This is a genomic window from Blautia sp. MCC270 (assembly GCF_018785605.1).
Classification (GTDB): domain Bacteria; phylum Bacillota; class Clostridia; order Lachnospirales; family Lachnospiraceae; genus Blautia_A; species Blautia_A fusiformis.
Genome location: NZ_WQQD01000103.1, coordinates 12,915 through 37,540 on the forward strand (window position 1 = coordinate 12,915; position 24,626 = coordinate 37,540).

A 24,626-nucleotide genomic window follows, 5' to 3' on the forward strand; every position below is an offset into this window, starting at 1 on the left:
TGGGAGTATTTATAACTCCTGTGGAGATATTTCCAGGTATTCATAGGATGGCTGGAAATCATGGCTGTCACACTGACAGTAATATTGGGTAAAAATACGTTCTATGATGTCAGGGATATGCGTTTCGTCAGGCTCAAACAGTATGATGAGATACTGCAGGGAACTGTAGCGTGTACAGATATCCACACGGCGGATATTCTGCCGGATGGCCTGTTCCATATACTCCAGAGCCTGCTCAATGGATTCGATATCAGGAACTGTATCCACAAGTGTCTCGATGGTGATCATCGCCAGATAACATCTGCACTGGCTGCGTGTGACAAGCTGACTCATGTATTCATACTGTCGTGCGAAATCCCGGTAATTCAGATCAAGAGCACCTACATAGATGCCGCTTTTCTGAAGGGACTCTGCCACAAGCGCCAGATCCTTTCCGGAACCGGATGCCGCAAGAGTGCTACGGTCGATCTGCTGGTAGAAAAAGAACTGGTTTTTGCCGTTTTGTTTTACGTAATACAGAGCTTTATCTGCTTTGGAATAGCAGTCCTCAAAGGAATCATCGGTGCTGCACAGACACAGGCCTGCGGACAGTGTGGCAAACCGGAGTTCCGGATCATCGGTAGTGATGGTGTGAAATTTCTGGAACAGATCGTCCATCTGCAGAGACAGGGAATCAGGATCTGTGTCCGGAAGGAACATCAGGAATTCATCTCCGCCAAGTCTGCAGGAAATTCCCTGATCTGCCCGTTTCTGGAGCAGCTTTCCAAGACATTTCAGTGCACGGTCGCCGGCTTTGTGGCCATAGATGTCGTTGATCTTTTTTAGGTTGTCCATATCAAGGAATACCAGACATCCATCATGTGTCTGCATAAATTCCGCGGTAAGACGTTCGCCCAGGTTACGCATGGGAAGACCGGTAAGGAAATCATAGCTTTTTGCGTCTTCCTGACTTTTTATGGTGGCCATTATGTCCGAGATGAATTTGCTGACGGTAAGCTGCATATCCGGAAGGTTATAGGTGTCCGGTTCTTCCTGGGAAGGATCCCACTGAGGCAGCCGTTTTTCATTGAGCAGTTTCAGAAAAATGTCTGTGATCTCCGGGTCGAACTGTGTACCACGGTTTTTGCGGAATTCTTCGTAAACAACCTCCGGTGGAAGCGCATTACGGTAGATTCGGCGGGAGTTCATGGCATCGTAGCAGTCGGCAACAGCCACGATCCGGGCATGGATGGGGATTTCTGTTCCGGCCAGCCCGTCCGGATAGCCTTTTCCGTCATAACGCTCATGGTGACTTCTTGCGATTTCTGCCGCATGCGGGATCAGGGTTATATCCTTCAGGATCTCGGCACCGATGACGGTGTGTTTTTTTATAAGGTTGTATTCATCATCGGTCAGCTGTGCCGGTTTGTTCAGGAACGGATCCGGGATACCGATCTTACCGATGTCGTGAAGGTGAGTAGCCCGTTTCAGATTCAGGATCTCCTCCGGTGTCCAGCCCAGCTCCTCTGCGATCAGGGCTGCATATTGTGCAACCCGGTAGGAATGACCGCGGGTGTACGCATCCTTTGCCTCAATGGTGGTGGAAAGGGTCTGTATCATCTGCAGAGACATTTTTTCATTCTGTTCCTGGTTTTTGCGGATTTCGCTTTGCTGGCGTTTCAGTTCTATATCCTGGACATTTTTGATGGCTCTTACAATATTGACAAAGAGCAGGATCAGCATGCCGGCGCCCACAAACAGTCCGGACATTAATGTGACAAAGTATACGGAGGTTGCCTCAACGGCAATACACAGGATCGCTGCCAGCAGACCAATGAGCAAAAGCCGGTCGGCCTTGTTTTTTTCGGTGCGTATATATTGGAAAAGGTGTACAAATATTGTGGCAACGGTGATCGCCAGGATTCCGTGACTTACAGGCATGGTTTCGATATAATCTGCGATACCTGCAGCAGTGAGGATCGTACAGACTGCAAAGTTTATCATTGCGATGCTTCCAAGACAGACATAAAATCTGTGATGTAGCCCTTTCTGGAGACTGTCCGCAAAAAACAGGATCGGGAGCGGACACAAAAGGATCATAACGAAGCACAGAGATCCGAGAGCGGAAGCGTTGGGGACCAGGAACTGACGGAGCTTGGATTCACCCAGCATCCAGACGGCGCCCATAACCATGCACCATCCAAGATATTCCGTGTCAAATCGTGTATGATAGACCAATCCTAGAGCGAAACTGAACAGGATCGTGACGATTCCGGCAAACAGGATAAAAAAAGCAATGTAGGTTTCCAGTCCGTATCTGCTGAAAATATATATCCAGATATCTGCCTTGTTTCCGCAGTAAACAGGATTGACAACTCCGGTGTAATTGGAGGTGTAGGTGGTCAGTTCAATACGGAGCTCTTTGCCGGCATCGGAAGCATAAACCGGGCAGAAAACATAACGGCTGGCGGAGTTTTTGCCCACAAGCCTTGTTTTATGCGTGGAGTAGCTGGTCCTGAGGTTGTCCCCTACATAAAAATCCACATCCTGCAAGGAAGAACGGATGGCAAAGCAGGTATCTGTAAGATCATCGGGAAGCTGGATGGTGAGGACCATCGTGTCACCGACGGGAACCTTGTAGGTGCCCGGAACGGAGATTTCCTGGGTGGTTCCATCCGGTTTCTGCCAGGTAACGGTACCGGAATAGATCACAGAGGCTGCTGAGGTGTCGGAAGAACGTTCATCCGCACCAAAGATCTGCATAAAAATGAACCAGCCAAGGATGGCGAACATCAGAATATAAAAGAAATATCTTTTTCCCTGGTTAAAGGTTTCGGTTTTTTCTTTCATGGCAATATGCCTCCTTGTAATGGGAAAGGAGTGGTTTGTAAATTGAAAAACTCCTTTAGATCGATTATACCAGACCGGAGTGGAAAAATCAGTATAAACAGACTAAGACGGGTAATTTGGTAAGATTTTACCAATTTTTTTATGATTTCGATGGTATTATATAAAGCAGATAGAAAACATATCCGATGCATCTGCGCGCAGGATATGGTACAATGGGTAAATGTAGAGTATGACATGTAAAGCATGATATATGCAGGATAAAGGATCAGAATAAAGAATGAGAGTAAAGCGACAGGAGGAAGGATCATGAGTAAGATCGTAAATATCACATCAAAAGAGGATAAAGATCAGAAGCTGCAGGATATAGCAAATTCACTGGAGGAGCTGAAGGATGTAATGGCTGAAGTGATAGAAGCCTATGAGGAAGAAAATGCGGACAGCCGGAAGATGGACACGCTGACAGAGGCACTGGATGCGCTTGAGGACGCTTATGAGGTCGTTAACGATGTGCTGCTTGAGGAAATCTGATCATGCAGTATAAGGTTCTGAAGATAGAAGAAGACATGGATTTCGGTTGTGAAGAGCGGCAGCCGGGTGAAGCACTCATGTCAGTAGTGCTGATGGAAGATGAAAATGGAAATGAAACAAGTCTGCGACATGATGACGGTCTCCTTTATGAAAGAGATATCAATGAGGGAGATCTTGTTACCATGGACGGGCAGCATCAGCTGTGGAAATTGTAAAACAGAAAGGGACGTACATCATTGGATTTTGTCATGACTGCGTTGTTTGTGGTTATGTTCATTGATCAGTGGGAAGATGCACAAGATCATAAGCCGGCGCTGGTCGGAATTGTATGCTCTGTGATCTGCCTGGTGATCTTTGGAAGCGGGAAGTTTATCCTTCCGTCAATGGCATCGATCGTTTTATGCTTCCTGGGAATGAAGAAGCATGAGGAGAAGAGAAAAAAAGAACGTATACAGAAGTCAGGAGAATATCAGGCATGACAGTTGGGATATAGCCGGACAGGAGAGATACGGAATGACTATGACAATAACACAGCAGATCATAACGGTTGTGGTAGTGGTCCTGGGGACTATGACAACGCGATTTTTGCCGTTTATCATATTCCCGGAAGGAAAGGAACCGCCGGCTGTGATCACCTATCTGGGAAAAGTGCTGCCCTGTGCAGTGATCGGATTGCTGGTGGTATTTTGTCTGAAGGATGTGCCGGAAAGTACGCATTACGGACTGCCGGAGATGATCGCAATGCTGTTCTGTTCATTGTGGTATTACATAAATGGAAGAAGAGTACATTGCTCAGCATAGGAGGGGGAACGGTGTTTTATATGGTGCTGGTGCAGACCATATTTGGTTAGTCAGAAATATGCGAAAAACAGAAAATGAAAAGCTAAGGCAGGATACGATAACCGTATCCTGTTTTTTTGATTGCTGCAGTAATTTATGAAAATGCTGTAGATCAGATAAGCAGGCGCAGGATTGTATGTAAAGGTGCAATAAGCCGTGAAAAGAAGCGAGCGGTCGCGAAAATGAGCGCGTCCGCGAAGGACGCACAGATGTATTCCCTTGTTCCTGGAAAATACAAAGGAAATATGCCGGGATCAGAGGAATCTGTAATTGTAACAGAACAACGATCCCCCTTACTTGTCGTGAATCCGATTGCACAGGTCTAAAAGCCTCAGCGTAGCTGGAGACAATAAATAGTGTGTGTGGAATGGTGTGTTATGAAAATAACAAAAATGAGTAACTTTTGCTCTCACAATGGAATAAAAAACGACAAGACACTATGCGGCTTTATGGCTGTAAATGCATGCGTTTCAAGAGTTTATACAGGGAACATGGAATACCATGAAATGTGAATAAATTAACACATAATTTTGAAAAAATATACTCAAAATATAACCATACTATATTGACAAAATTAAAAATAAATGATAATCTGTGACCAGAACAAAACGAGAATGACTAAAATTTTTATGAAGTTAAGAATAAAAAGGTAAGCACGAAAGGAGTATCCTAAAATGGCTGAGATCAAAAAAATGGGTTACTGTGTAAACGGTGAGTGGAAAGAGTCAAAGGCAGAGAAATACATGGATGTTACAGATTCCAGTACAGGTGAGGTGATCGCGCAGGTTCCCTGCTGTACACCGGATGAGGTAGAAGAGGCGATCGCTTCCGCACAGGCTGCATTCCCGGAATGGTCCTCACTTTCTCTTGCAAAGAGACAGCAGTATATGTTCAGATGGAGAGATGTTCTTTATGCTCATAAGGAAGAACTTTCCGTACTTTGTGCAAAAGAGCTCGGAAAGAACATCAAAGAGGCAAGAGGAGATGTTCAGAAAGCAATTGAGCCTACAGAAGAGGCATGTGCACTTCCGACAATGATCCAGGGCGATGCTGCAATGCAGGTAACTACAGGATATGATACAGCTACATATCGCAAACCACTTGGAGTAACTGCTGGTATTGTTCCGATGAACTTCCCGGCAATGATCCCATGGGGCTGGATGGTTCCACTTTCTATTGCATGTGGAAATACAGTAGTACTGAAAGCAAGCTCCCAGACACCACTTACAGCTATGAGGATCATGGAGCTCTTCTATACAGAGGGCGGATTCCCGAAGGGTGTTGTAAACCTTGTGACCTGCAGCCGTGTAGAGGCTGATATCCTTCTTACAGATGAGAGAGTAAAGGCTGTTACATTCGTAGGAACAACAGGTGTTGGTAAACAGGTATATTCCAAGGCAGCAGCTCATGGCAAACGAGTTCAGGCACAGTGTGAGGCAAAGAACCATGCACTTGTACTTGAGGACTGCAACCTTGAGGCTACTGTTAATGCGATCATCAACTCTACATACGGATGCGCAGGTATGAGATGTATGGCTCTTCCGGTTGTATGCGTACAGGATAGTATTGCAGACGAATTTGTTTCACTTCTTAAGAAAAAAGCAGAGGCTATGAAGCTTGGCTGTGCATATGATGAAGATACCGATCTCGGCCCGGTTGTAAATGCAGGCCATAAGGAGAAGATCTGCAACTGGATCCAGAAGGGTATCGATGAGGGTGCTGAGCTTGTACTTGACGGACGTAATGTAGTAGTTCCGGGATATGAGAACGGATTCTTCGTAGGACCGACAATTCTTGATCATGTAACACCGGAGATGACAGTTGGAAACCGTGAGATCTTCGGACCGGTAACCTGTATCAAACGAGTAAAGGATTATGAGGAAGGCATCGCAGTCATGAATGCCAATCCATTTGCAAATGGTTCCTGTATCTTTACACAGAGCGGATATTACAGCCGTAAATTCGCTATGGAGACAGATGGCGGTATGGTAGGAATCAATGTAGGTATCCCAGTTCCGACAGCATACTTCCCATTCTCCGGAAACAAGGATTCCTTCTTCGGTGATCTGCACGTTCTCGGAAAAGACGGCTATCGTTTCTTCACAAGAGCAAAAACAGTTACAACACACTGGTTCGATGAAGCTGCCGGAAAGAGAAAGGTCGGCACATGGGAAGGAAGTACTGAGGCTTAAGAAAGCTTCATAAATAAATTTATGACACGGAAAGGCAGATCGGGTAAGATCTGCCTTTCAGATAAAATCCTCTAATGAAATGAGCATATTCAAAAACGGTGCATCTGCTGGATTTCCGGCAGATGCACCGTTTTTTAGGGTCAATATCCGATTTAATCGATTGTCATAACACGGATGCCGTGCTCCTGGCAGAAGCTGTCGTATTCTTCAGGAAGTGGCTGGTCGGTTACGATGGCGTCAAGCTTTTCCATGGAAGAATAAGTCATAAGAGAGATCCGGCCGAATTTGGAATGGTCTGCAAGAAGGATTATGCTGTTGGCATTCTCTGCAATGGCTTTTTTGGTGATGTATTCCTCGGCGCTGGCATTGGTAAGTCCGCTCTTCATGGTTACACCTGTGCAGGCCATAAAAGCCATGGAAATGTTGTAGGTCTGCAGATAATCATTGATATCCGGTCCTGTGAAGGACAGGGTCTTGCGGTTCAGCTTTCCGGGAACGGAAATGATATCCAGATTCGGATAGGATGCGGCCTTGTTGAAGATAAGCAGGCTGTTGGTCAGGATCGTACAGTGCTTATCTGCAATAAAATCAACCAGGTTCAGGCAGGTTGTACCTGTATCGATATAGATGGTATCGTCTTCTGCCACAAGCTCTGCGGCACGGCGGCAGATTTCTTTCTTTTCGTCAGGAAAACGTCCGCCACGCTCTTCGTAAGACAGAAGGGGAAGAGTCTGTGGAGTTTCGAGTGCTGCGACACCGCCATATACTTTCATGATACTGCCACGTTTCAGAAGGATATCGACATCTCTTCTGATGGTGTTTTTGGATACGTTGAATTTCTCGCATAATGTATCGAGAGAAGCGTTCTTATGCTCCAGCACATATTCTTCGATCATGTCCAGTCGCTGTGATTTCATAGAGGTCTACCTTCTTTCTATTGGTTAAGTCTTGGTTATATTTTATCATAAAAGAAGGTAGAGATAAAGTGCTTTTATAAGAACATACCAAAAATTATTTCCCTTCAAAAATATCTTGACGAAATTCTTATTTGAATGTAATATGAAAACGGTTTTCAAATTCAAATCTGCCATGTAAGGTGCAGTTGATAGAAGAGAGTAGGAAATATAATGGAAGAAAAAATGAAATACAGCACCAGGCAGCAGAAAATAATTCTGGAATGCCTGCAGGAATATGGAGATACATTTTATACCATAGATCAGTTTATGGAGCTCCTTCGTGGAAAAGAGATCCAGATCGGAAGGACAACGGTATACAGAGGACTGGAGCGGCTGCAGAAGGAGGGAGCGGTGCTGAAGGTTCCGTCTGTGGAGGGAGCGCCTGCCCAGTATCGTTTTATACGTGATGAGGAGCGGAAGAATTACGGTAAGCTTGTGTGTCTGGAATGTGGGCATACGATTCCTCTGCAGTGTGGATGTATCGATCATTTTGTGGGACATGTGCTGGATGAACACGGATTTGAGATCGATCAGAGCCGGACGATCTTTTATGGATATTGTGACAGCTGCAGGAGGCTTAAAAAATGAATGTTAACAGAGGGAAGATGACAGCGGCAGCAGTTCTGGCGGTGACGCTTCTTGTTGTGGGCGGTGTGACCGGATATGGTTTGTACAGGGCCGGAACGGTGGGACAGCCATTTGTGGAGGATGGCCGACTGAAGGTGATGGCCAGCTTTTATCCCATGTATGATTTTGCCCGGAAGGTAGGGGGCGACAGGATCCAGGTAAAGGATATGGTTCCGGCGGGAACGGAGCCTCATGACTGGGAGCCGGCGGCAACGGATATCCGGAATCTTGAGGATGCAGATGTGTTTGTCTATAATGGTGCGGATCTGGAGCACTGGGCGGAGGATGTACTGGATACTCTGGAGAATCAGGATCTGGTTGTGTCTGAGGCATCGGATGGTGTGGAGCTTCTGGATGGAGGACATGATCATGCTCATGGTGATGAAGGAAAAGATCCTCATGTCTGGCTTGATCCTATGCGTGCAAAGCAGGAAATGAAGAATATCAGGGATGCTTTGGTAAAGGCTGATCCTGGGAACGGTGATTATTATGAAGCAAATTATGAGAAATATGCCGGTGAATTTGATGAGCTGGATCAGGAGTTCAGAGATGGTCTGAAAGGTACGAAGAGCCGGGATATCATAGTGGCGCATGAGGCTTTTGGATATCTATGCAATGCCTATGATCTGAAGCAGCTGGCTATCGAAGGGCTGACACCGGATTCAGAGCCTGATCCTGCCAAGATGCAGGAAGTGATCGAGTATGCGAAAAAATACGACATCCATACCATATTTTTTGAGGAGCTGGCAAGTCCCAAGGTGGCGAAGACAGTGGCGAAGGAAGTGGATGCGGTGACGGCTGTGTTGAATCCGATCGAGGGATTAAGTGAGGAGGATATAGAGGCCGGAGAGGATTATTTTTCTGTGATGAGGAAGAATCTGGAGGCACTCAGGAAGGCATTGAACTGAAGGTGCAGGACAGTAGCTGTAACAAAAAAGGAGAAATTATGGGAATTTTGATAGAAAATCTTTCGTTTCACTATACAGGGACACCTGTGCTGGATCAGGTGAACCTGGAGGTGAAGGATGGCGATTATGCCATCCTTACCGGTGAAAACGGAAGTGGAAAAAGTACATTTCTGAAGCTTCTTCTGGGCGAACTGAAGGCGCAGGAGGGAAGTATCACTGTAAATGGAAAAGATATTTCTGCCACATTCGGAAAGGGAGATCTGGGATATGTTCCACAGAACAGTATCAGCAGAAACCAGAATTTTCCGGCGACTGTGGAAGAGATCATGATGACAGGTGTGTATTCCTCTTCCTGGAAGGCACGTTTCCGGGCAAAAAAAGAGATCCCGCGTTTGAAAGCCGCACTTGCGGAAATGGAAATGGAAGAGTTCTGGAAAAGAAGGATCGGAGATCTTTCCGGAGGACAGCAGCAGAGGGTTATGCTGGCACGTGCACTGGCAGGAAAACCGAAGATCCTGATCCTGGATGAGCCTACCACAGGAATGGATATGGTTTCTGTGAAAACACTTGCAGAAGTTCTGAGGAAGCGGAATGAGGAACAGGGGCTGACGATCCTTATGGTTACTCATGGAAATTCCGGTGAGTTTAAAGGAGCAAACCGGTTCTTTAAAGCGGAAGAGGGGAGGATCGACGAAGTATGAGTATTTTACAGTATGGATTTATGCAGAGGGCTTTTCTGGTGGGAATCCTTCTGGCTGTGATTACGCCCTGCATCGGGATCACCATTGTTCTGAAACGGATGTCCATGATCGGAGATGCACTTTCCCATTCTTCACTGGCCGGTGTTGTGCTGGGACTGATACTTGGAGTGAATCCGGTAGCCGGTGCAGTAGTGATGTGCATCGTAGCTGCTCTTGGAATTGAGGCTATCCGCAAAAAAATCCCGCGTTATTCGGAGGTGGCGATCTCCATCGTCATGTCTGCCGGGATCGGACTGGCAGGTGTGCTGTCCGGATTTGTGGAAAACGGTGCCAGTCTGAACAGCTTTTTGTTCGGAAGTATTGTGTCCATCAGTGAAGGAGAGCTGGCGCTGGTAGTTGTGATCAGTGTGCTGGTACTGGCAGCAGTGCTGTTTTTTTACAGGGAACTATTTTATATCGGATTTGATGAAAATGCGGCAAGGATCTCCGGTGTTTCCGTGCGGAATATTAATTTTCTTTTTACTATTCTGACGGCTCTGACAGTTTCCATTGCGTCCCGTACAGTAGGGACCCTGATCGTTTCCTCCATGCTGGTAGTTCCGGTGGCGTGTGGGATGCAGATGGCAAAAAGCTATAAGGGTACACTGATCTGTGCCATTATCGTGGCGGTATGTACCACCATTGCCGGACTGTTTCTTTCCTATTATGCCGGACTGAAACCAGGTGGAATGATCGTTCTTCTTGAGGTTGCGTGGTTTGTAGTTGTGATGACAGTGAAAAGTTTTAACAAATAAAACACATTTTTCCCACAAAGTAAACACAATTAACCCATATACTTTGAAGCATCAAAAGGAAACAGAGAAGAATTTTTTCCCAGGGAGGATTTAACCATGAACAATAACAGAAAATTAAAAATAAAGAAAATGATGAAAAAAGGTGCAACCATCAGCCTGTGTGCAGTACTTGCTGGCGGCATTGGAGTTGGTGCATATGAAGGTATAAATTATTTCTCCGGTGCACAGTCCGTACAGGCGGCAACCGACAGCTCCGAGAATCTGACTCTTATGAAGTCTGATAAAAAATCAAATAAAGACAGCGAAGATACAGAGGATACAAAATCCTCCGATACAAAGGGCAGTCTGGATGTATCAGATGTTGCTGAGAAGGCAATGCCTTCTGTAGTTGCCATCACAACCAAGTCCGTTCAGGAGGTTCAGGATTATTACAGCATGTTTGGTTCCCAGTATGCGCCGAGCCAGGAGCAGGAAGTTGAAGGAAGCGGTTCCGGTATTATCATCGGAAAAACAGATTCTGAGCTGCTGATCGCCACAAACTATCATGTTGTGGATGGTGCCGATACCTTGTCAGTTGCCTTTGCAGATGGCAATGCTTATGAGGCTACGGTAAAGGGCTTTGATGAAAGCGAGGATCTTGCAGTTGTTTCTGTTGCAACGAAGGATGTTTCGGATGATACAATGGATGCAATTTCTGTTGCAAAGATCGGAAGCTCTGATGATCTGAAGATCGGTGAGCAGGTTGTTGCCATCGGTAATGCACTTGGCTATGGCCAGTCCGTTACTACCGGTATTGTCAGTGCTAAGAACCGTAAGACAGATGCATCAGGACAGATCGAGGGTGATTCTACAGATAACAGTAGCAGTATCAACAAGGGCGTGAACCTGATCCAGACAGATGCGGCTATCAATCCCGGTAACAGTGGCGGTGCGCTTCTGAATATGGATGGTGAGGTTGTTGGTATTAACTCTTCCAAGCTTGCTTCTACTGAGGTTGAAGGTATGGGGTATGCCATTGCAATTTCTGATGTTGCGGATTCTCTTGAGAACATGATGAATGCCAAGGCAAGAGATAAAGTGGATAATCATGGTATCCTTGGTATCACAGGCAGTACAGTAAGTACGGAGGCAGTACAGATTTATGGTATCCCGCAGGGTGTATTTGTTTCGAAGGTAACCGAGGGCGGCCCTGCCGATGATGCAGGTATTACCAAGAATATGGTCATTACAGAGTTTGATGGTAAAACGATCACCAGTATCGATCAGCTGGTTGAGCTGCTTCAGTATTATGAGCCGAAGGAAAAGATCGATGTGACGGTTGCAGTTCTGGATGGTAATGAATATAAGGAGAAGACACTCACTGTAAAACTTGGTAAAGATGACAGTTCCAGCAAGGATAGCAAGGACAGCTCTGAGGATAGCACGTCCCAGGATTCCCAGGATGCAGATATCCCAGATATCCAGGGAGGACAGGATGACTCCGATCAGGGGGATGCAGATGCATTTGCTGATGATGGAGAAGCCAGCCTGTTCAGAGATTTTGAGCAGAATGGCTTGTATGACTGATCAGTCCTAAATTATAGATGGAGAGCATTTTCGAGGTGAAGAACCGCAATCAGTTCATCCCCTCCATGAATCCGCAGGAAAGAAACCAGAAATACAGCGGATGGAAAGACGCAGTAGAAAAAGTTCTCGTATAATAAAACGGGAGCTTCAGGCAGCGGCAATTGCTTGACCCCATGTGTATGTCAGATTATAATAAAATAACAGGCATTTCCGGATGCATTCCAGATGTATCGGAAATGACGGAAAGCCGGTCTTTGCCAGTATCATGTGCAGAGGCCGGCAAAAGTTATATTCAGAGATAAATGATCATCCATTTGCAGTAGCTGTGCAGTGGCATCCGGAGATGATGTATGATTCTTCAGAACAGCTGAAGCTTCTCCGGGCATTTGTGGAGGCAGCAGGGAAGGAGACGGAAGCATGAATATTTGTATCTATGGAGCGTCCAGCGCAGAGCTGAAAAAGATTTATTATGAGAAAACGGAAGAGCTGGGACAGCTGATGGGAAAGCGAGGACACGGCCTTGTTTTCGGAGGTGGAAAAGAGGGGCTGATGGGGGCGGCAGCCCGGGGTGTTGACAGAGAAAAAGGCTATATCCTGGGTATCGCACCGAGATTTTTTGACCAGCCGGGAGTGTTGTATGAGCATTGTACAGAGTTCATTTTTACTGAAAATATGCGTGAGAGGAAGCACCTGCTGGAAAGCCGCTCGGATGCGACTATCGTGGTACCTGGGGGAATTGGTACTTATGAGGAGTTTTTTGAGATTCTGACATTGAAGAGTCTGGGACGGATCGACAGGCCGATCGTTCTTTATAATATTCAGGGATATTACGACAGCATGCAGGCACTCCTGGAATACACAGCCGGGGAAAAATTTATGTCCAGAGATGTTGTGGGTATGTGCCGGTTCATGAAAGACCCGGAGGAGATTCTGGATTATATTGAGAATTACCGGAATTATGGGGGAAGGCTATAAATAAAATACAGTACGGCTGATACAACAGCCCTGTATATAAGATCGTGCGAAGGGGATTTTTACAGGAGAAGATATATTTTATGAGGAAAATAATGTTAAATGGCCAGTGGGAGCTGGCAGAAGCAGGAAATGACAGATTATGTGAGGTACAGGTTCCGGGATCTGTGCTTTCCGGGCTCTATGGTGCCGGGAAGATCGAAGATCCTTTTTACCGGACAAATGAGGATGTGACAAGGGAACTGTTCCGGAAGGATTATGAATTTAGCAGAACATTTGTGGCTGCAGAGGATATCCTGAAAGAAGAAAAAATAATACTGGTCTGTGAGGGGCTGGATACTCTTGCAGATATTTATATCAATGGGCAAAAAGCCGGATCTGCAGATAACATGCATCGTACCTGGAAGCTGGATGTGAAAGAATTTCTTCATTCCGGGGAGAATCAGATCCGGATCGTATTCCGGTCGGTATTCAAGTATATCGAAGCTTATGAGTATGAAGATAATAAAGAGATCCACTATGTTCCCTGCGGTGGAATGAAAGGAAACCAGCTGATCCGGAAGGCTCATTGTATGTTTGGATGGGACTGGGGCCCCCAGACTATTGATGCCGGGATTTTTCGGGATATTTATCTGGAAGCATACAGTCATCCGAGAATTGAGGATGTGAAGATCACACAGGTGCATTGGGATAATGCTGTGGATGTGTGTACAACTGTGGCTGTAAGCGGAAATGCTGTGGATAAGTGTCAGGTGAGGGTGACGATCCAGGAGGCTGCAGAGAGCGTCTGTGGACATAGAACAGGTGCTAACGACCGAAAAACGGAAGCCCATGTATGCAAAGTGGGGGAGACTGTATCAGCGAATAATAATCCAGCAGTGCTGACATCCTCGATCCACAACCCGAAGCTCTGGTGGCCAAACGGCTACGGCGATCAGCCGTTATATAAAGTTCAGGTGGAACTTCTGGACGAGTATGGCACAGTTCTGGAAACCATAACGAAGCGCATCGGTCTCCGTACCCTTACCATCAGCCAGGAAAAAGATCTCTGGGGAAAAGAGTTCGCGTTCTGTGTCAATGGCGTGAAAATTTTTGCCATGGGGGGAAATTATATTCCGGAGGACTGCATCTATTCCAGGATCACACCGGAGGTCCAGAAGTATCTTCTGGAATCCTGCAAACGTGCCAATTTTAACTGTGTCCGTGTGTGGGGCGGCGGTTATTATCCTTCGGATCATTTCTATGATCTTTGTGATGAGATGGGACTGATCGTATGGCAGGATCTGATGTTCGCATGTAATGTTTATGATCTTACAGAAGAATTTGAAGATAATATCACGAAGGAGATCACGGAAAATGTAAAACGTCTCCGTCATCATGCATCCCTTGGCCTGTGGTGCGGAAACAATGAGATGGAGTCTGCCTGGGATCACTGGCCGGAGGTACAGAGTGAGTCGAAATATCTCCGTGCGGACTACATAAAAATGTTTGAGTATGTGATTCCGAAAGCAGTGAGGGCGGCAGACAGCGAGACCTTTTTCTGGCAGTCTTCCCCAAGCTCCGGAGGCTGCTTTGATGATCCGGACGATGAGAACAGAGGAGACTGTCACTACTGGGATGTATGGCATGGTCAGAAGCCTTTTACAGATTATCAGAAGCATTATTTTCGTTTCTGCTCGGAGTTTGGCTTCCAGTCTTTTCCGTGCCTGAAAACTGTGGAGAGCTTTACGGAAGAGAAAGACAGGAATATTTTTTCCAGGGTGATGGAGAACCACCAGAAAAATCCTGCAGCTAACGGAAAGATCCTGTATTATCTTTCCGAGAATTTCCGTTATCCGGAGAATTTCCGCAAGCTTCTCTATGTGAGCCAGATCCTTCAGGGAATGGCCATGAAGTATGGAGTAGACCACTGGAGACGTCACAGAGGCCGCTGTATGGGTACCCTTTACTGGCAGATCAATGACAACTGGCCGGTGGCATCCTGGGCAAGTATCGACTACTTTGGCCGTTGGAAGGCACTTCATTATATGGCAAAAAAATTCTATGGGCCACAGGCGGTGAGTATGTGCATGGATGGGGATATCATGCAGGTGTATCTGGCAAATGAAAGTATGGACGCACAGTCATATCAGGTTGCCTTTTATGTGAAAAATATGGAATGCGAGATTCTTGAGAAGCTTACCGGAACGGGCACTGTGGGTGTGCAGGAGTCCGCTCCGATCCTGGCGGTGGATGTTTCCGGATGGGAAGACAAGAAGTATGAGATCTTTCTTGAGGCGGAAGTGACACTTGCTGACGGAGGTGTGCTCTGTGATGTGGAGACCCTTGTTCCGTATAAATATCTGGAGCTGGATAAACCGGAGATCACTGCCGAGGTGGAGGAGCAAGGTGATGCATTTGTGATCCATTTAAAAAGCAGCTGCTTCAGCCCGTTTACAGCTATTGGATTTACTGATGCGGATGTTACTCTGGAGGATAATTTTTTCCATATGACAGATGGAGAGGAAATGTGTGTCCGGCTTGATAAGAAAGATATCCGAAATGGAGAGATTCTGGATGCAGCGGATCTGACACAGCAGATGGAGATCCTGACGCTGGCATAGAAAGCTTTTAAATAAAAAAGACGCGGCCTTTTATCGGAGGATAAAAAGGTTCGCGTCTTTTTTTATATGATATTAGGGGATCATCATGGGTTTGCGCGTGTTTACATTTGATTACGATATTTGGGATCAGAATTCGTAATTTTTATGTCTTTTGAAGAAATCCTTAGTTTCCTTTACAACCACACCGCTCAGGGCAAGAAGAGCGATCAGGTTCGGGAATGCCATCAAGGCATTGAAGATATCTGCGATGTTCCATACAGCTGCTACAGTCATATATGGTCCGATGAATACGCAGATGATGTACAGCCAGCGGTATGTTGTAACTGCGGCTTTGTTTCTGTTGAACAGGTATTCCAGACATCTTTCACCGTAGTAATCCCATCCAAGGATCGTTGTGAATGCGAAGAATACCAGGCACAGCATCAGTGAGAAGGATGCTACAACCGGCGGGAAAGGAAGTCCTTTCTGGAATGCGGCTGTTGTGATGGCAACACCCTCAAGACCTGTGTTCCATGTCTCTGTAATGACGATGGAAAGACCTGTCATGGTACAGATCACGATAGTATCAATGAATGTACCTGTCATGGATACAAGACCCTGACGTACCGGCTCCTTTGTCTGAGCTGCAGCGGCTGCGATCGGGGCACTACCAAGACCGGACTCATTGGAGAAGATACCGCGGGCGATACCCTTCTGCATAGCTACGACCATGGTTCCCATTGCGCCACCTGCAAGTGCGCTTCCTGTGAAAGCAGATTTTACGATAGTTACGATCGCTGCAGGTACTGTAGTGATGTTTGTGATCACGATGATCAGTGCCAGTGCAACATAGAGAACTGCCATAAACGGTACAACGACCTGGGATACCTTTGCGATTCTCTGGATTCCGCCGAGAACGACAAGTCCTACACATACGGTAAGTATCAGACATGCAACTACAGTTGCCCAGGAATATGTATTTCCGAAAAGTGCTACTGTGTGTGCTTTATCCGGGTCAAAGAAATTGGTAACTGCAGATGAGATACCGTTTACCTGTGTAAAGGTTCCGATACCGAAAAGTCCCACACCTGCTCCGAAAAATGCGAAGATCTTGGCAAGCCATCTCCACTGTTTTCCCATACCGTTTTCGATGTAGTAGAAAGGTCCGCCGAGAACGTGGCCTTCTTTGTCAATGGTACGGTACTTGATCGCCAGAAGTCCTTCTGCATATTTGGTTGCCATTCCGAAGAATGCGGCTACGATCATCCAGAAAAGTGCTCCTGGTCCGCCGGCTGCGATAGCAGTTGCGACACCTACGATATTTCCGGTTCCGATGGTTGCTGAAAGCGCAGTACACAGAGCTCCGAAGCTTGTGACCTCACCATCGCCGCCTTCTTCATTTTTTACCATGAATTTCAGTGCCTTTCCGAGGTGCCTTACCTGTAAAAGACCTAATCGAGTGGTTAACAGAATTCCTGTGAACAGGATCAGAATGATCAGCGGAAGTCCCCAAACGACTCCGTCAAACCATGTGATAAAGTTGTTGATTTGTGTAAACATTACTCTTTCCTCCATCCTTTTGCCTGAGAGATTTACAGCATTTTGTGTGCTGCGTACACCTTCGGCGCTCTTCCCTTTTGATTTGAAGAGACTCTCCTGAGTTTTTTTATTTTTGAATGATGCCAGGACCTTTTTGTGTACGGTGGTGGCGGTCATTCGTTCTGTGTAGAAAAACACTGTAACACAGAGTATCACAAGAATTGACGGATTTCAATGGGGTTTATTAAAAAAATTCCATTTATTAGTAAAATTAATCGACATATAATCTGTTTTTTTGACAGGACTTTACTTTTCTATTAGTGGATGCTCTTTATAGTACATGCGGGTGAAATGAAGGAATGTCAACATATCACCACTGATGTATTTGCCTTTTTTCCATACCATGCCGATCTTTACCCGGATGGGTGGTTCAAGGGGAATACCGGTAATACCGGAACCGGAAAATTTATCTGTCATGCTGGTATAAAGAAAGCATCCGTATTTCCCGGTTTTTACAAACTGCAGGGTGGTGTAGATCTGGCTGCTCCGCATAACAACATTTGGTTTGTAGCCGTCCATCTCAAAACGCATCTTCAAAAGCTGATTCTGGACAGAGTCCGGGTTAAAAAATATCAGCTGTTCTTTTGACATTTCTTTTATGGTAACCGTTTCTTTTTCTGCCAGTTTGTGGTCATTGCTTACACAGAAAACAATCTGGTCGTCAGCCAGGACTGTGTTGTGGAATTTATCAATATTATATTGTTCCATGTTGACCAGAGCGACGTCCAGGGTATCATCCTGGATCAGATTGCAGGCGCGGACAGAGCCGTATTCCTCCAGGACAACAGCAATCTCCGGGTGCTTTTCGTGAAAAGCAGTAAGAAGCTCCGGAAAAAATACGGTACTTAACATTGGCGGGATGCCGATGCGAAGAGGGGGTTTAACTCTGGACATGCTGGAGTAGTCAGCCTGGAGTTCATTACAGTACTGAAGGATATAGGTAGCTTTTTCATAGAAGGATTCTCCCTCCTGAGTCAGGATCAGCTGATTTCCCTTCCTGGAAAAAAGGCTGATCCCGAATTCAATCTCCAGATCACGGATAGCCATGGAAATAGTAGGCTGGGTTACATATAATTCTTCGGCTGCTTTTGTAATGCTGTGGCAGCGGCTGGCGGTGCAGAAGTAACGTAGTTGGTTCAGTGTCATGATATGCCTTCTCTCAGTGTATTATCAGATGAAATTTTTAACAGATTTTGCTGCTTTTTATCGAAATAAATGGGGGACAGAACATACTCTTTGGAGCTGACTGTCATTATAAAGATACCATGGACATGTGAAAAATTCCATATTCATTTAAAAATGAGAGGAGTTTATAGCAATAGCGCATAAAAATTATCATTAAAAATTGAGAGTATAAATTTTTTTTATGCGGATATGTGTTTCGCTAATTTGTTTTTTTATATGTACACGAGTTATAATAAAGCCATCAAAAGAAACGTGTACGGCCTATACTTTTCAGAAGAAAACAATATGAAATCACAACATAGTGAAAGGAGAGTACAGAAATGTCTCAGACAACTATCACATTGCTGTTTCTTGTGTTCACCATCATCAGTTTCATCCTTGAAAAAATTCCTCTGGGACTGACGGCTTCGATCTGTGCCATTGGCCTGACCCTTACAGGAGTTGTGGATGCGACAACAACGTTTTCACAGTATGTAAACAGTAACGTAATCCTTTGCGTTGGCATGTTTGTAGTAGGCCAGGCATTGTTTGAAACAGGAATGGCAAACAAGATCGGAGGCCTGGTCACAAAATTTGCCAGAACAGAAAAAACACTGATCATTGCGATCATGGTAATCGTAGGTGTAATGTCCGGGTTCTTATCCAACACAGGTACCGCAGCAGTGCTGATCCCGGTCGTCTGTGGAATCGCCGATGAGTCCGGGTATTCCAGAAGCCGTCTTCTGATGCCATTGGTATTTGCGGCAGCTCTTGGCGGAAACCTTTCCATTATCGGTGCGCCGGGAAACCTGATGGGTGTCAATGCTCTGCAGGAGATGGGGCTTTCCACAAGCTTCTTTATGTATGCGCCGGTTGGAGTTCCGATGCTTGTCCTTGGAATCCTCTATTTTGTTTTTATCGGATATCGTTTCCTTCCCAATGGAAACCATGCGGCCAGGGAAGCGCTTGAAGATCAGCAGGATTTCAGCCATGTACCGAAGTGGAAGCAGACGGTTTCTCTGGTAGTTCTGATCCTTGTGATCCTTGCAATGATCTTTGAAAAAGAGATCGGTATCAGCATTGAGGTTTCTGCATGTATCGGAGCCATCGTCCTGGTTTTGACAGGAGTTATTTCCGAAAAAGAAGCACTGAAATCTATTGACCTGAAAGTTGTATTCCTTTTCGGCGGTTCTCTGACACTTGCAAAAGCGCTGGATACAACCGGAGCCGGAGAGCTGATCGCAGATAAGATCGTAGGACTTCTTGGAGCAGATCCGAGTCCGATCCTTCTTCTTCTGGTAATCTTTGTTGTAACCTGTGTGCTGACGAATTTTATGTCAAATACAGCAACCACAGCACTGATGATCCCTATTGCGGTATCTCTTGCAAACAACCTCGGAGCAGATCCGAGAGCTGTTGTTATCGCAACTGTTATCGCAGGTTCCTGTGCATATGCAACACCGATCGGTATGCCGGCAAACACCATGGTAGTCGGTCTTGGCGGATACAAATTCAAGGACTATGTGAAATCCGGTCTGCCGTTGATTCTGGTATCCTTTGTGATCTGTATGATCCTGTTACCGATCCTGTTTCCGTTCTACCCGTAAGGAGAGAAACTTTTGAGTTACTGTTCACTTTGTGACCAGCAACATTTTTGATCAATTAAGTTCATTCCCTTCTGTACTGACCATACAGTACAGGAGAAGTGATAAATAAGCCAAAAAGCCATCTTAACCATTAATCAGCCAAAATTAATGATGAAACAACCAACAAAAACCTATGTAACTAAAAAACATTAAACCATCGAACCATATCAGGAGGTAAATCATGACTAAGGAAAATGGAGTTAAAGTATTAACAGACATGGTAGCAGATTTTGTTGCCCATATTGGAAAAAAATTACCGGATGACGTAGTTAATAAACTTGAAGAGCTTGGATCGCAGGAAACAGCTGCACTTCCAAAGGTTCTTTATGAGACCATGACAAAGAACCAGGGACTTGCTGTAGAGCTGAACCGCCCAAGCTGTCAGGATACAGGTGTTCTTCAGTTCTGGCTGAAATGCGGAACAAATTTCCCGTATATCAATGAGCTGGAGGCACTCCTGAAAGATGCTGTTGTTCAGGCTACTTTTGCAGCACCGTTAAGACATAATTCCGTTGAGACTTTTGATGAGTACAATACAAAGAAAAACGTTGGTAAGGGAACACCGACTGTATGGTGGGATATTGTTCCAAACAGCGATAAATGTGAGATCTACGCATACATGGCAGGCGGCGGATGTACCCTTCCTGGAAAAGCAATGGTTCTGATGCCAGGTGCCGGTTATGAGGGTGTTACCGATTTCGTTCTGGATCAGATGACAACTTACGGACTGAATGCGTGTCCTCCGCTTCTTGTTGGTGTTGGTGTAGGAACATCTGTAGAGACAGCTGCCCTGAACTCCAAGAAAGCGCTGATGCGTCCGATCGGTTCTCACAATGACAACGCAAACGCAGCAAAAATGGAGAAGCTTCTCGAGGACGGTATCAATGCCATTGGCCTTGGACCGCAGGGTATGGGCGGAAAGTATTCTGTAATGGGTGTCAACATTGAGAATACCGCACGTCATCCATCTACCATCGGTGTTGCAGTAAACGTTGGATGCTGGTCTCACCGTCGTGGACATCTGGTTGTAAATCCGGATCTTACAGTAACCTGTGATACTCATTCCACATGGAAATTTAATGCTTAATATAAACGGAGGGAAAAATCATGATCGAAATCAGAGGAGATAAAAAAGTTCTTATTACACCTATAAGCGCAGAAGACCTGGCTGATATCAAAATCGGCGATATTGTATGGCTGGACGGAGATCTGATGACCTGCCGTGACGTTGCTCACCGTCGTCTGGTTGAGTATGGAAGAGAGCTTCCGTATGATATCCGCAACAAAGCGATTTTCCATGCCGGCCCGATCGTTCGTAAGATCGAGGGTACAGAGGATGATTATGAAATGGTTTCTGTAGGACCGACAACTTCTATGCGTATGGAGAAGTTCGAGTATGAGTTTACAAAACTGACTGGTGTCAGAGTGATCGTTGGTAAAGGTGGTATGGGCCCGAATACGGAGCGTGCTTGTAAAGAGTTCGGTGCTATCCACTGTGTTTTCCCGGCTGGATGTGCAGTTGTGGCTGCTACAGAGGTTGAGAAGATTGTTGAGCATCACTGGGATGAGCTTGGTATGCCTGAGACTTTATGGTGCAACAAGGTTAAAGAATTTGGGCCGCTGATCGTATCTATCGATGCACAAGGACGTAACCTGTTTGAGGAGAACAAGGTTGTATTTAATGAGCGTAAAGAGGCTGCCAAGCAGGCAATTTATCCTGAGGTTAAGTTCATTAAATAATATTGGATATTGAAAAAATTTTTCGGGATATCTGAAATAACGAGGCTCTGCCATGAGAGCTTCGGGATTGACTGGTGATTGTGAAATTGAATTAACAGCGTGATATAAAAAAGAGAGATGTCCGGCAGATCATATAATGTGGTCTGCAGGATGTCTTTTTTTGTTGTTTTTTGTTGTTTCTTGGGGTTTTTGTGTTTTACAGGGGTGAGGGGGTGTGATAGAATATAAGCGTTGCAGCAGGCTGGTTATTAAGGTATTATCTGGTATGGATCTTGCGCAGTGAAGGTGGATCGTGGATATCTGCCTGACAATATTTTCAGAGAGGATGAGGTATGAGGTTTATGGGGGATTTTTTGAAGAACATTAACTGGAAGCATGTTCTGATCATGTGTATCGGAAATGTTTTTGCAGGTATGGGGATTGGAATTTTCAAGCTGGCCGGGCTTGGAACGGATCCGTTCAGTGGAATGAATATGGCGGTTGCGGATATGATTGGTATGGCGTATGGTAATTTCCAGCTGATTGTAAATATTGTGCTGCTGATCATTGAGATTGCTTTTGGCAGAAGGTTCCTGGGGATCGGTACGGTTGTGAATGCGGTTTGTCTGGCTTATATTACTACTTTCTTTTATAATATTTATACTGGTGTTTTTGGATTGGAGCTTGTGGCGCTGCCGGTACGTTTGGTGGCACTGTGTGTGGGTGTTGTGATCTGCTGTCTGGGACTGTCGATGTATCAGATGCCGGATGAGGGGGTTGCGCCTTATGATAGTCTTTCGCTGATCATGACAGAGAGATGGCCGAAGATTCCTTATTTCTGGCACAGGATGTCTAATGATGTGCTTTGTGCGCTGATCTGTTATCTGACTGGTGGTGTTGTGGGTATTGGTACACTGGTGACGGCTTTTGGGCTGGGACCGGTGATCCATTTCTTTAATAGGGTTTTTACCGGGAAGCTGCTTGCCTGGGTTGATGGTGAGTGAGTTTGTAGTTGTATGGGTTGAGCTGAACTGGCTGCGGGATGTGGCTGGTTCGGCTTTTTTTTGTGAAAAGGGACGCCCGCCAGGCGTGTGCTGCCTGTCACCGGGGCTTCGTCGGGGGCTGGCTTCTAGGCTGCCGGAATTCTGCTAAAACCGCTTCAAAAATTCTCAAACTCGCGTCTGAAGACGCTCAGACAGTGAGAATTTTTGAAACAACGCAGATTTCCGCCAGCCAAGAATCAGCTCCCCTCCTGCAGAGTCCGGTGACAGGCAGCACACGCCTGGCGGGCTGGCTTTTCAGGGCGGTAGGGGAGGGTGGCTGCTCGGGAGTTGGATGGGCTATCAGCGCTTCGCTGGATAGCTGGTAGGAAAGGCTGAGTTTGCTTGTGGCCGGAGAAAGAGGAATCGGCTCAACGTTACACAATCAATACCGCAGCATCCGTCTGCTCATGATGCGGTTGAGTATTATTGTAAAAAGACCGGCAGAGAGTTCCGTGAGGTTCCAGCTAATAAGGTGATTAGAAATTTCTTTAAGGAAGGAGCGGTTTTTTATTAAAGCAGGAAAGCCCTTGGTTTTACTTACAAAAGGCAATAAGCTGTGGACGGAAACTTAAACCAAGGGTGTTCCCTGTGTAATTGCAAATAAAATATCTTGTAAATCAGAAGTACGGATGATAGCATAAACGTAAATCATAATATTCTGAGCGAAGAGGAGGCTTTTTCATGGATCTGGATTACGTATGCAGTCAGATGATCACCGTTATACACTGCAGCATAACCAGGCTTTCCCAGGAAGGAGAGGTTATGAGAGTATATGGAGATGTTCAGCCTTCTGATCATCCACTGTGTACAGATACTTTTTTTGCAAAAAATCTTGCAGAAAAAGGCAGGAAAAAAGTTCCCTGTATCTGTCATGAGTTTGATAAGGTTGTGTATATCCTGTTGCAGATTCCTGGTTCTGGGGATCTTCTGGTGATCGGGCCGGTATGTCTGGAGAAGAAGACAGGTGTACTGAATGAAAGGGTGAAGAAAGAACATAATATGACGGAGGAAAGTTCCTTCCGGCTGGCTTACTGTGAACTGAAGATTTTGAGCAGTTCTGCACTGATGCTTCATAATGTGTTAAGTGGAGAGCGTTTGTCTCTGGAAGATTTCTGGAAGGAAAATGAGATTGGGGAGCAGGATGTTATGGAACTTAATCAGCAGATTTCCGATGTGATTTTTTCCAGGCAGGAAAATTCGGCGCCGCACAATCCCTATGATCAGGAAGTACGTGAGATGACCAGTATCCGCCAGGGAAATCCGGAAATGCTGAAGGCCAGTCTTGCGGAGACCTATAATGGTGTTCAAGGACGGCTTGCCAGAGATGAGGTTCGTCAGGCAAAAAATATCGCTATTGTGGTGATCACTCTTGCGTCAAGGGCTGCGATAAAAGGAGGTATGCTTCCGGAGGAATCATTTTCTATGGTGGATGCGTATATTTCAGCTATTGAGGGGATGGAAAATCCGGTAAAGATCCAAGCGATGATGCGGCAGGCGGAGTATGATTATGCGGAAAGAGTAAAGCAGATCGCGGAGAAAAAGACGGGAAATATTCTGGTGGAACGTACCAAAAATTATATTTTTCAGCATCTTCATGATGAGATTACCATATCGGAAATTTCAGTAGCGATCGGGGTAAATAATACGTACCTTTCAAGCCTTTTTCATAAAGAAGAAGGGGTGACGATCCAGCAGTATATCAGCAGGGAAAAAATCCGTCTGGCAGAAAATATGCTGAGGTATTCTTCTTATGAAGTAAGGGACATTTCCAACTATCTGTCCTTTTGTTCGCAGAGTTATTTTGGCAGTGTTTTTAAAAAACAGACAGGTCTGAGTCCTGCAAAATACCGGAAAAAATATAAGAAATTCAAGATAAAAGAACCAAAATAAATGATAATGTACAAAAATAAATGATATATTTGCATTAGGGATTCCTGATAGTATATATCCGGAAACGAGA

At 45.5% G+C, this 24,626-nt stretch carries 21 protein-coding genes, 1 pseudogene and 1 riboswitch; of the genes and pseudogenes, 18 read left to right on the forward strand and 4 right to left on the reverse strand.

What is annotated here, in order from left to right:
* Window positions 1-9 precede the first annotated feature (9 nt).
* Window positions 10-2,829 carry a bifunctional diguanylate cyclase/phosphohydrolase gene (locus GPK58_RS12760; protein WP_215638758.1) on the reverse strand — a complete coding sequence of 940 codons (2,820 nt, stop codon included), beginning with the start codon at window positions 2,827-2,829 and terminating at the stop codon, window positions 10-12.
* Between the two features lie 306 nt (window positions 2,830-3,135).
* Between GPK58_RS12760 and GPK58_RS12765 the strand changes: the two genes are divergently transcribed.
* From GPK58_RS12765 to GPK58_RS12785, 5 genes and pseudogenes are all read left to right on the forward strand, one after another.
* Window positions 3,136-3,357 (forward strand): hypothetical protein, encoded by a 222-nt coding sequence (locus GPK58_RS12765; protein WP_118626223.1) that lies wholly within the window; start codon window positions 3,136-3,138, stop codon window positions 3,355-3,357.
* Window positions 3,358-3,359: 2 nt separating this feature from the next.
* Window positions 3,360-3,572 (forward strand): hypothetical protein, encoded by a 213-nt coding sequence (locus GPK58_RS12770; protein WP_015526438.1) that lies wholly within the window; start codon window positions 3,360-3,362, stop codon window positions 3,570-3,572.
* Between the two features lie 21 nt (window positions 3,573-3,593).
* A complete protein-coding gene (locus GPK58_RS12775; protein ID WP_173722242.1) occupies window positions 3,594-3,836 on the forward strand; it encodes a hypothetical protein in 243 nt (80 codons plus the stop codon).
* Window positions 3,837-3,876: 40 nt separating this feature from the next.
* Window positions 3,877-4,208 (forward strand): annotated as a pseudogene (locus GPK58_RS12780) (branched-chain amino acid transporter permease).
* Between the two features lie 663 nt (window positions 4,209-4,871).
* Window positions 4,872-6,389, forward strand: coding sequence for a CoA-acylating methylmalonate-semialdehyde dehydrogenase (locus tag GPK58_RS12785; protein WP_021651218.1), 1,518 nt, complete (start codon window positions 4,872-4,874; stop codon window positions 6,387-6,389).
* Between the two features lie 152 nt (window positions 6,390-6,541).
* On the opposite strand, the gene GPK58_RS12790 is transcribed toward GPK58_RS12785, so the two are convergent.
* Complete coding sequence (locus GPK58_RS12790; protein ID WP_059086579.1) at window positions 6,542-7,306, reverse strand: DeoR/GlpR family DNA-binding transcription regulator; 765 nt, start codon at window positions 7,304-7,306, stop codon at window positions 6,542-6,544.
* A 210-nt stretch (window positions 7,307-7,516) separates the two neighbouring features.
* Here GPK58_RS12790 and GPK58_RS12795 point away from each other — a divergent pair, with 210 nt between their 5' ends.
* The 8 genes from GPK58_RS12795 to GPK58_RS12830 all read left to right on the forward strand — a co-directional run bounded on the left by GPK58_RS12795 (window position 7,517) and on the right by GPK58_RS12830 (window position 15,516).
* Window positions 7,517-7,933 (forward strand): Fur family transcriptional regulator, encoded by a 417-nt coding sequence (locus tag GPK58_RS12795; protein WP_015526434.1) that lies wholly within the window; start codon window positions 7,517-7,519, stop codon window positions 7,931-7,933.
* A gap of 17 nt (window positions 7,934-7,950) precedes the next feature.
* On the forward strand, window positions 7,951-8,880 hold the full coding sequence (locus tag GPK58_RS12800) for a metal ABC transporter substrate-binding protein (RefSeq protein WP_373152967.1): 930 nt from the start codon (window positions 7,951-7,953) through the stop codon (window positions 8,878-8,880).
* A gap of 38 nt (window positions 8,881-8,918) precedes the next feature.
* Window positions 8,919-9,581 (forward strand): metal ABC transporter ATP-binding protein, encoded by a 663-nt coding sequence (locus GPK58_RS12805; RefSeq protein ID WP_015526432.1) that lies wholly within the window; start codon window positions 8,919-8,921, stop codon window positions 9,579-9,581.
* On the forward strand, window positions 9,578-10,375 hold the full coding sequence (locus GPK58_RS12810; protein WP_015526431.1) for a metal ABC transporter permease: 798 nt from the start codon (window positions 9,578-9,580) through the stop codon (window positions 10,373-10,375). The genes GPK58_RS12805 and GPK58_RS12810 overlap by 4 nt, the downstream gene beginning before the upstream one ends.
* Window positions 10,376-10,471: 96 nt before the next feature.
* A complete protein-coding gene (locus GPK58_RS12815) occupies window positions 10,472-11,941 on the forward strand; it encodes a S1C family serine protease (RefSeq protein WP_161209591.1) in 1,470 nt (489 codons plus the stop codon).
* A 214-nt stretch (window positions 11,942-12,155) separates the two neighbouring features.
* On the forward strand, window positions 12,156-12,362 hold the full coding sequence (locus tag GPK58_RS12820; protein WP_015526429.1) for a hypothetical protein: 207 nt from the start codon (window positions 12,156-12,158) through the stop codon (window positions 12,360-12,362).
* The gene (locus tag GPK58_RS12825; RefSeq protein ID WP_015526428.1) at window positions 12,359-12,916 is read left to right on the forward strand and encodes a TIGR00730 family Rossman fold protein; all 558 of its coding nucleotides are present in this window, start codon (window positions 12,359-12,361) and stop codon (window positions 12,914-12,916) included. The genes GPK58_RS12820 and GPK58_RS12825 overlap by 4 nt, the downstream gene beginning before the upstream one ends.
* Before the next feature lie 80 nt (window positions 12,917-12,996).
* Window positions 12,997-15,516: a beta-mannosidase gene (locus GPK58_RS12830; RefSeq protein WP_215638760.1), complete on the forward strand. Its 2,520-nt coding sequence runs from the start codon at window positions 12,997-12,999 to the stop codon at window positions 15,514-15,516.
* A 126-nt stretch (window positions 15,517-15,642) separates the two neighbouring features.
* On the opposite strand, the gene GPK58_RS12835 is transcribed toward GPK58_RS12830, so the two are convergent.
* Window positions 15,643-17,055, reverse strand: coding sequence for an alanine/glycine:cation symporter family protein (locus GPK58_RS12835; RefSeq protein ID WP_215638761.1), 1,413 nt, complete (start codon window positions 17,053-17,055; stop codon window positions 15,643-15,645).
* 1 nt (window position 17,056) lies between these two features.
* Window positions 17,057-17,164, reverse strand: a riboswitch (glycine riboswitch).
* A gap of 176 nt (window positions 17,165-17,340) precedes the next feature.
* Window positions 17,341-18,240: a LysR family transcriptional regulator gene (locus GPK58_RS12840; protein WP_118071498.1), complete on the reverse strand. Its 900-nt coding sequence runs from the start codon at window positions 18,238-18,240 to the stop codon at window positions 17,341-17,343.
* A gap of 359 nt (window positions 18,241-18,599) precedes the next feature.
* Here GPK58_RS12840 and GPK58_RS12845 point away from each other — a divergent pair, with 359 nt between their 5' ends.
* The 5 genes from GPK58_RS12845 to GPK58_RS12865 all read left to right on the forward strand — a co-directional run bounded on the left by GPK58_RS12845 (window position 18,600) and on the right by GPK58_RS12865 (window position 24,556).
* A complete protein-coding gene (locus GPK58_RS12845; protein WP_215638762.1) occupies window positions 18,600-19,865 on the forward strand; it encodes an SLC13 family permease in 1,266 nt (421 codons plus the stop codon).
* 220 nt (window positions 19,866-20,085) lie between these two features.
* A complete protein-coding gene (gene ttdA / locus GPK58_RS12850) occupies window positions 20,086-20,991 on the forward strand; it encodes a L(+)-tartrate dehydratase subunit alpha (RefSeq protein WP_059086587.1) in 906 nt (301 codons plus the stop codon).
* A 20-nt stretch (window positions 20,992-21,011) separates the two neighbouring features.
* Window positions 21,012-21,644: a L(+)-tartrate dehydratase subunit beta gene (ttdB, locus tag GPK58_RS12855; protein WP_021977663.1), complete on the forward strand. Its 633-nt coding sequence runs from the start codon at window positions 21,012-21,014 to the stop codon at window positions 21,642-21,644.
* 341 nt (window positions 21,645-21,985) lie between these two features.
* Window positions 21,986-22,627 (forward strand): YczE/YyaS/YitT family protein, encoded by a 642-nt coding sequence (locus GPK58_RS12860; protein WP_015526420.1) that lies wholly within the window; start codon window positions 21,986-21,988, stop codon window positions 22,625-22,627.
* A 720-nt stretch (window positions 22,628-23,347) separates the two neighbouring features.
* Window positions 23,348-24,556 (forward strand): helix-turn-helix domain-containing protein, encoded by a 1,209-nt coding sequence (locus GPK58_RS12865; RefSeq protein ID WP_215638763.1) that lies wholly within the window; start codon window positions 23,348-23,350, stop codon window positions 24,554-24,556.
* Window positions 24,557-24,626 lie beyond the last annotated feature (70 nt).

Excerpts from the sequence above, each read along its gene's own strand:
- GPK58_RS12760 (WP_215638758.1), bottom strand. The coding sequence starts at position 2,829 with ATGAAAGAAAAAACCGAAACCTTTAACCAGGGAAAAAGATATTTCTTT.
- GPK58_RS12765 (WP_118626223.1), top strand. The coding sequence starts at position 3,136 with ATGAGTAAGATCGTAAATATCACATCAAAAGAGGATAAAGATCAGAAG.
- GPK58_RS12770 (WP_015526438.1), top strand. The coding sequence starts at position 3,360 with ATGCAGTATAAGGTTCTGAAGATAGAAGAAGACATGGATTTCGGTTGT.
- GPK58_RS12785 (WP_021651218.1), top strand. The coding sequence starts at position 4,872 with ATGGCTGAGATCAAAAAAATGGGTTACTGTGTAAACGGTGAGTGGAAA.
- GPK58_RS12790 (WP_059086579.1), bottom strand. The coding sequence starts at position 7,306 with ATGAAATCACAGCGACTGGACATGATCGAAGAATATGTGCTGGAGCAT.
- GPK58_RS12795 (WP_015526434.1), top strand. The coding sequence starts at position 7,517 with ATGGAAGAAAAAATGAAATACAGCACCAGGCAGCAGAAAATAATTCTG.
- GPK58_RS12800 (WP_373152967.1), top strand. The coding sequence starts at position 7,951 with ATGACAGCGGCAGCAGTTCTGGCGGTGACGCTTCTTGTTGTGGGCGGT.
- GPK58_RS12805 (WP_015526432.1), top strand. The coding sequence starts at position 8,919 with ATGGGAATTTTGATAGAAAATCTTTCGTTTCACTATACAGGGACACCT.
- GPK58_RS12810 (WP_015526431.1), top strand. The coding sequence starts at position 9,578 with ATGAGTATTTTACAGTATGGATTTATGCAGAGGGCTTTTCTGGTGGGA.
- GPK58_RS12815 (WP_161209591.1), top strand. The coding sequence starts at position 10,472 with ATGAACAATAACAGAAAATTAAAAATAAAGAAAATGATGAAAAAAGGT.
- GPK58_RS12820 (WP_015526429.1), top strand. The coding sequence starts at position 12,156 with ATGCATTCCAGATGTATCGGAAATGACGGAAAGCCGGTCTTTGCCAGT.
- GPK58_RS12825 (WP_015526428.1), top strand. The coding sequence starts at position 12,359 with ATGAATATTTGTATCTATGGAGCGTCCAGCGCAGAGCTGAAAAAGATT.
- GPK58_RS12830 (WP_215638760.1), top strand. The coding sequence starts at position 12,997 with ATGAGGAAAATAATGTTAAATGGCCAGTGGGAGCTGGCAGAAGCAGGA.
- GPK58_RS12835 (WP_215638761.1), bottom strand. The coding sequence starts at position 17,055 with ATGTTTACACAAATCAACAACTTTATCACATGGTTTGACGGAGTCGTT.
- GPK58_RS12840 (WP_118071498.1), bottom strand. The coding sequence starts at position 18,240 with ATGACACTGAACCAACTACGTTACTTCTGCACCGCCAGCCGCTGCCAC.
- GPK58_RS12845 (WP_215638762.1), top strand. The coding sequence starts at position 18,600 with ATGTCTCAGACAACTATCACATTGCTGTTTCTTGTGTTCACCATCATC.
- ttdA (WP_059086587.1), top strand. The coding sequence starts at position 20,086 with ATGACTAAGGAAAATGGAGTTAAAGTATTAACAGACATGGTAGCAGAT.
- ttdB (WP_021977663.1), top strand. The coding sequence starts at position 21,012 with ATGATCGAAATCAGAGGAGATAAAAAAGTTCTTATTACACCTATAAGC.
- GPK58_RS12860 (WP_015526420.1), top strand. The coding sequence starts at position 21,986 with ATGGGGGATTTTTTGAAGAACATTAACTGGAAGCATGTTCTGATCATG.
- GPK58_RS12865 (WP_215638763.1), top strand. The coding sequence starts at position 23,348 with ATGGATCTGGATTACGTATGCAGTCAGATGATCACCGTTATACACTGC.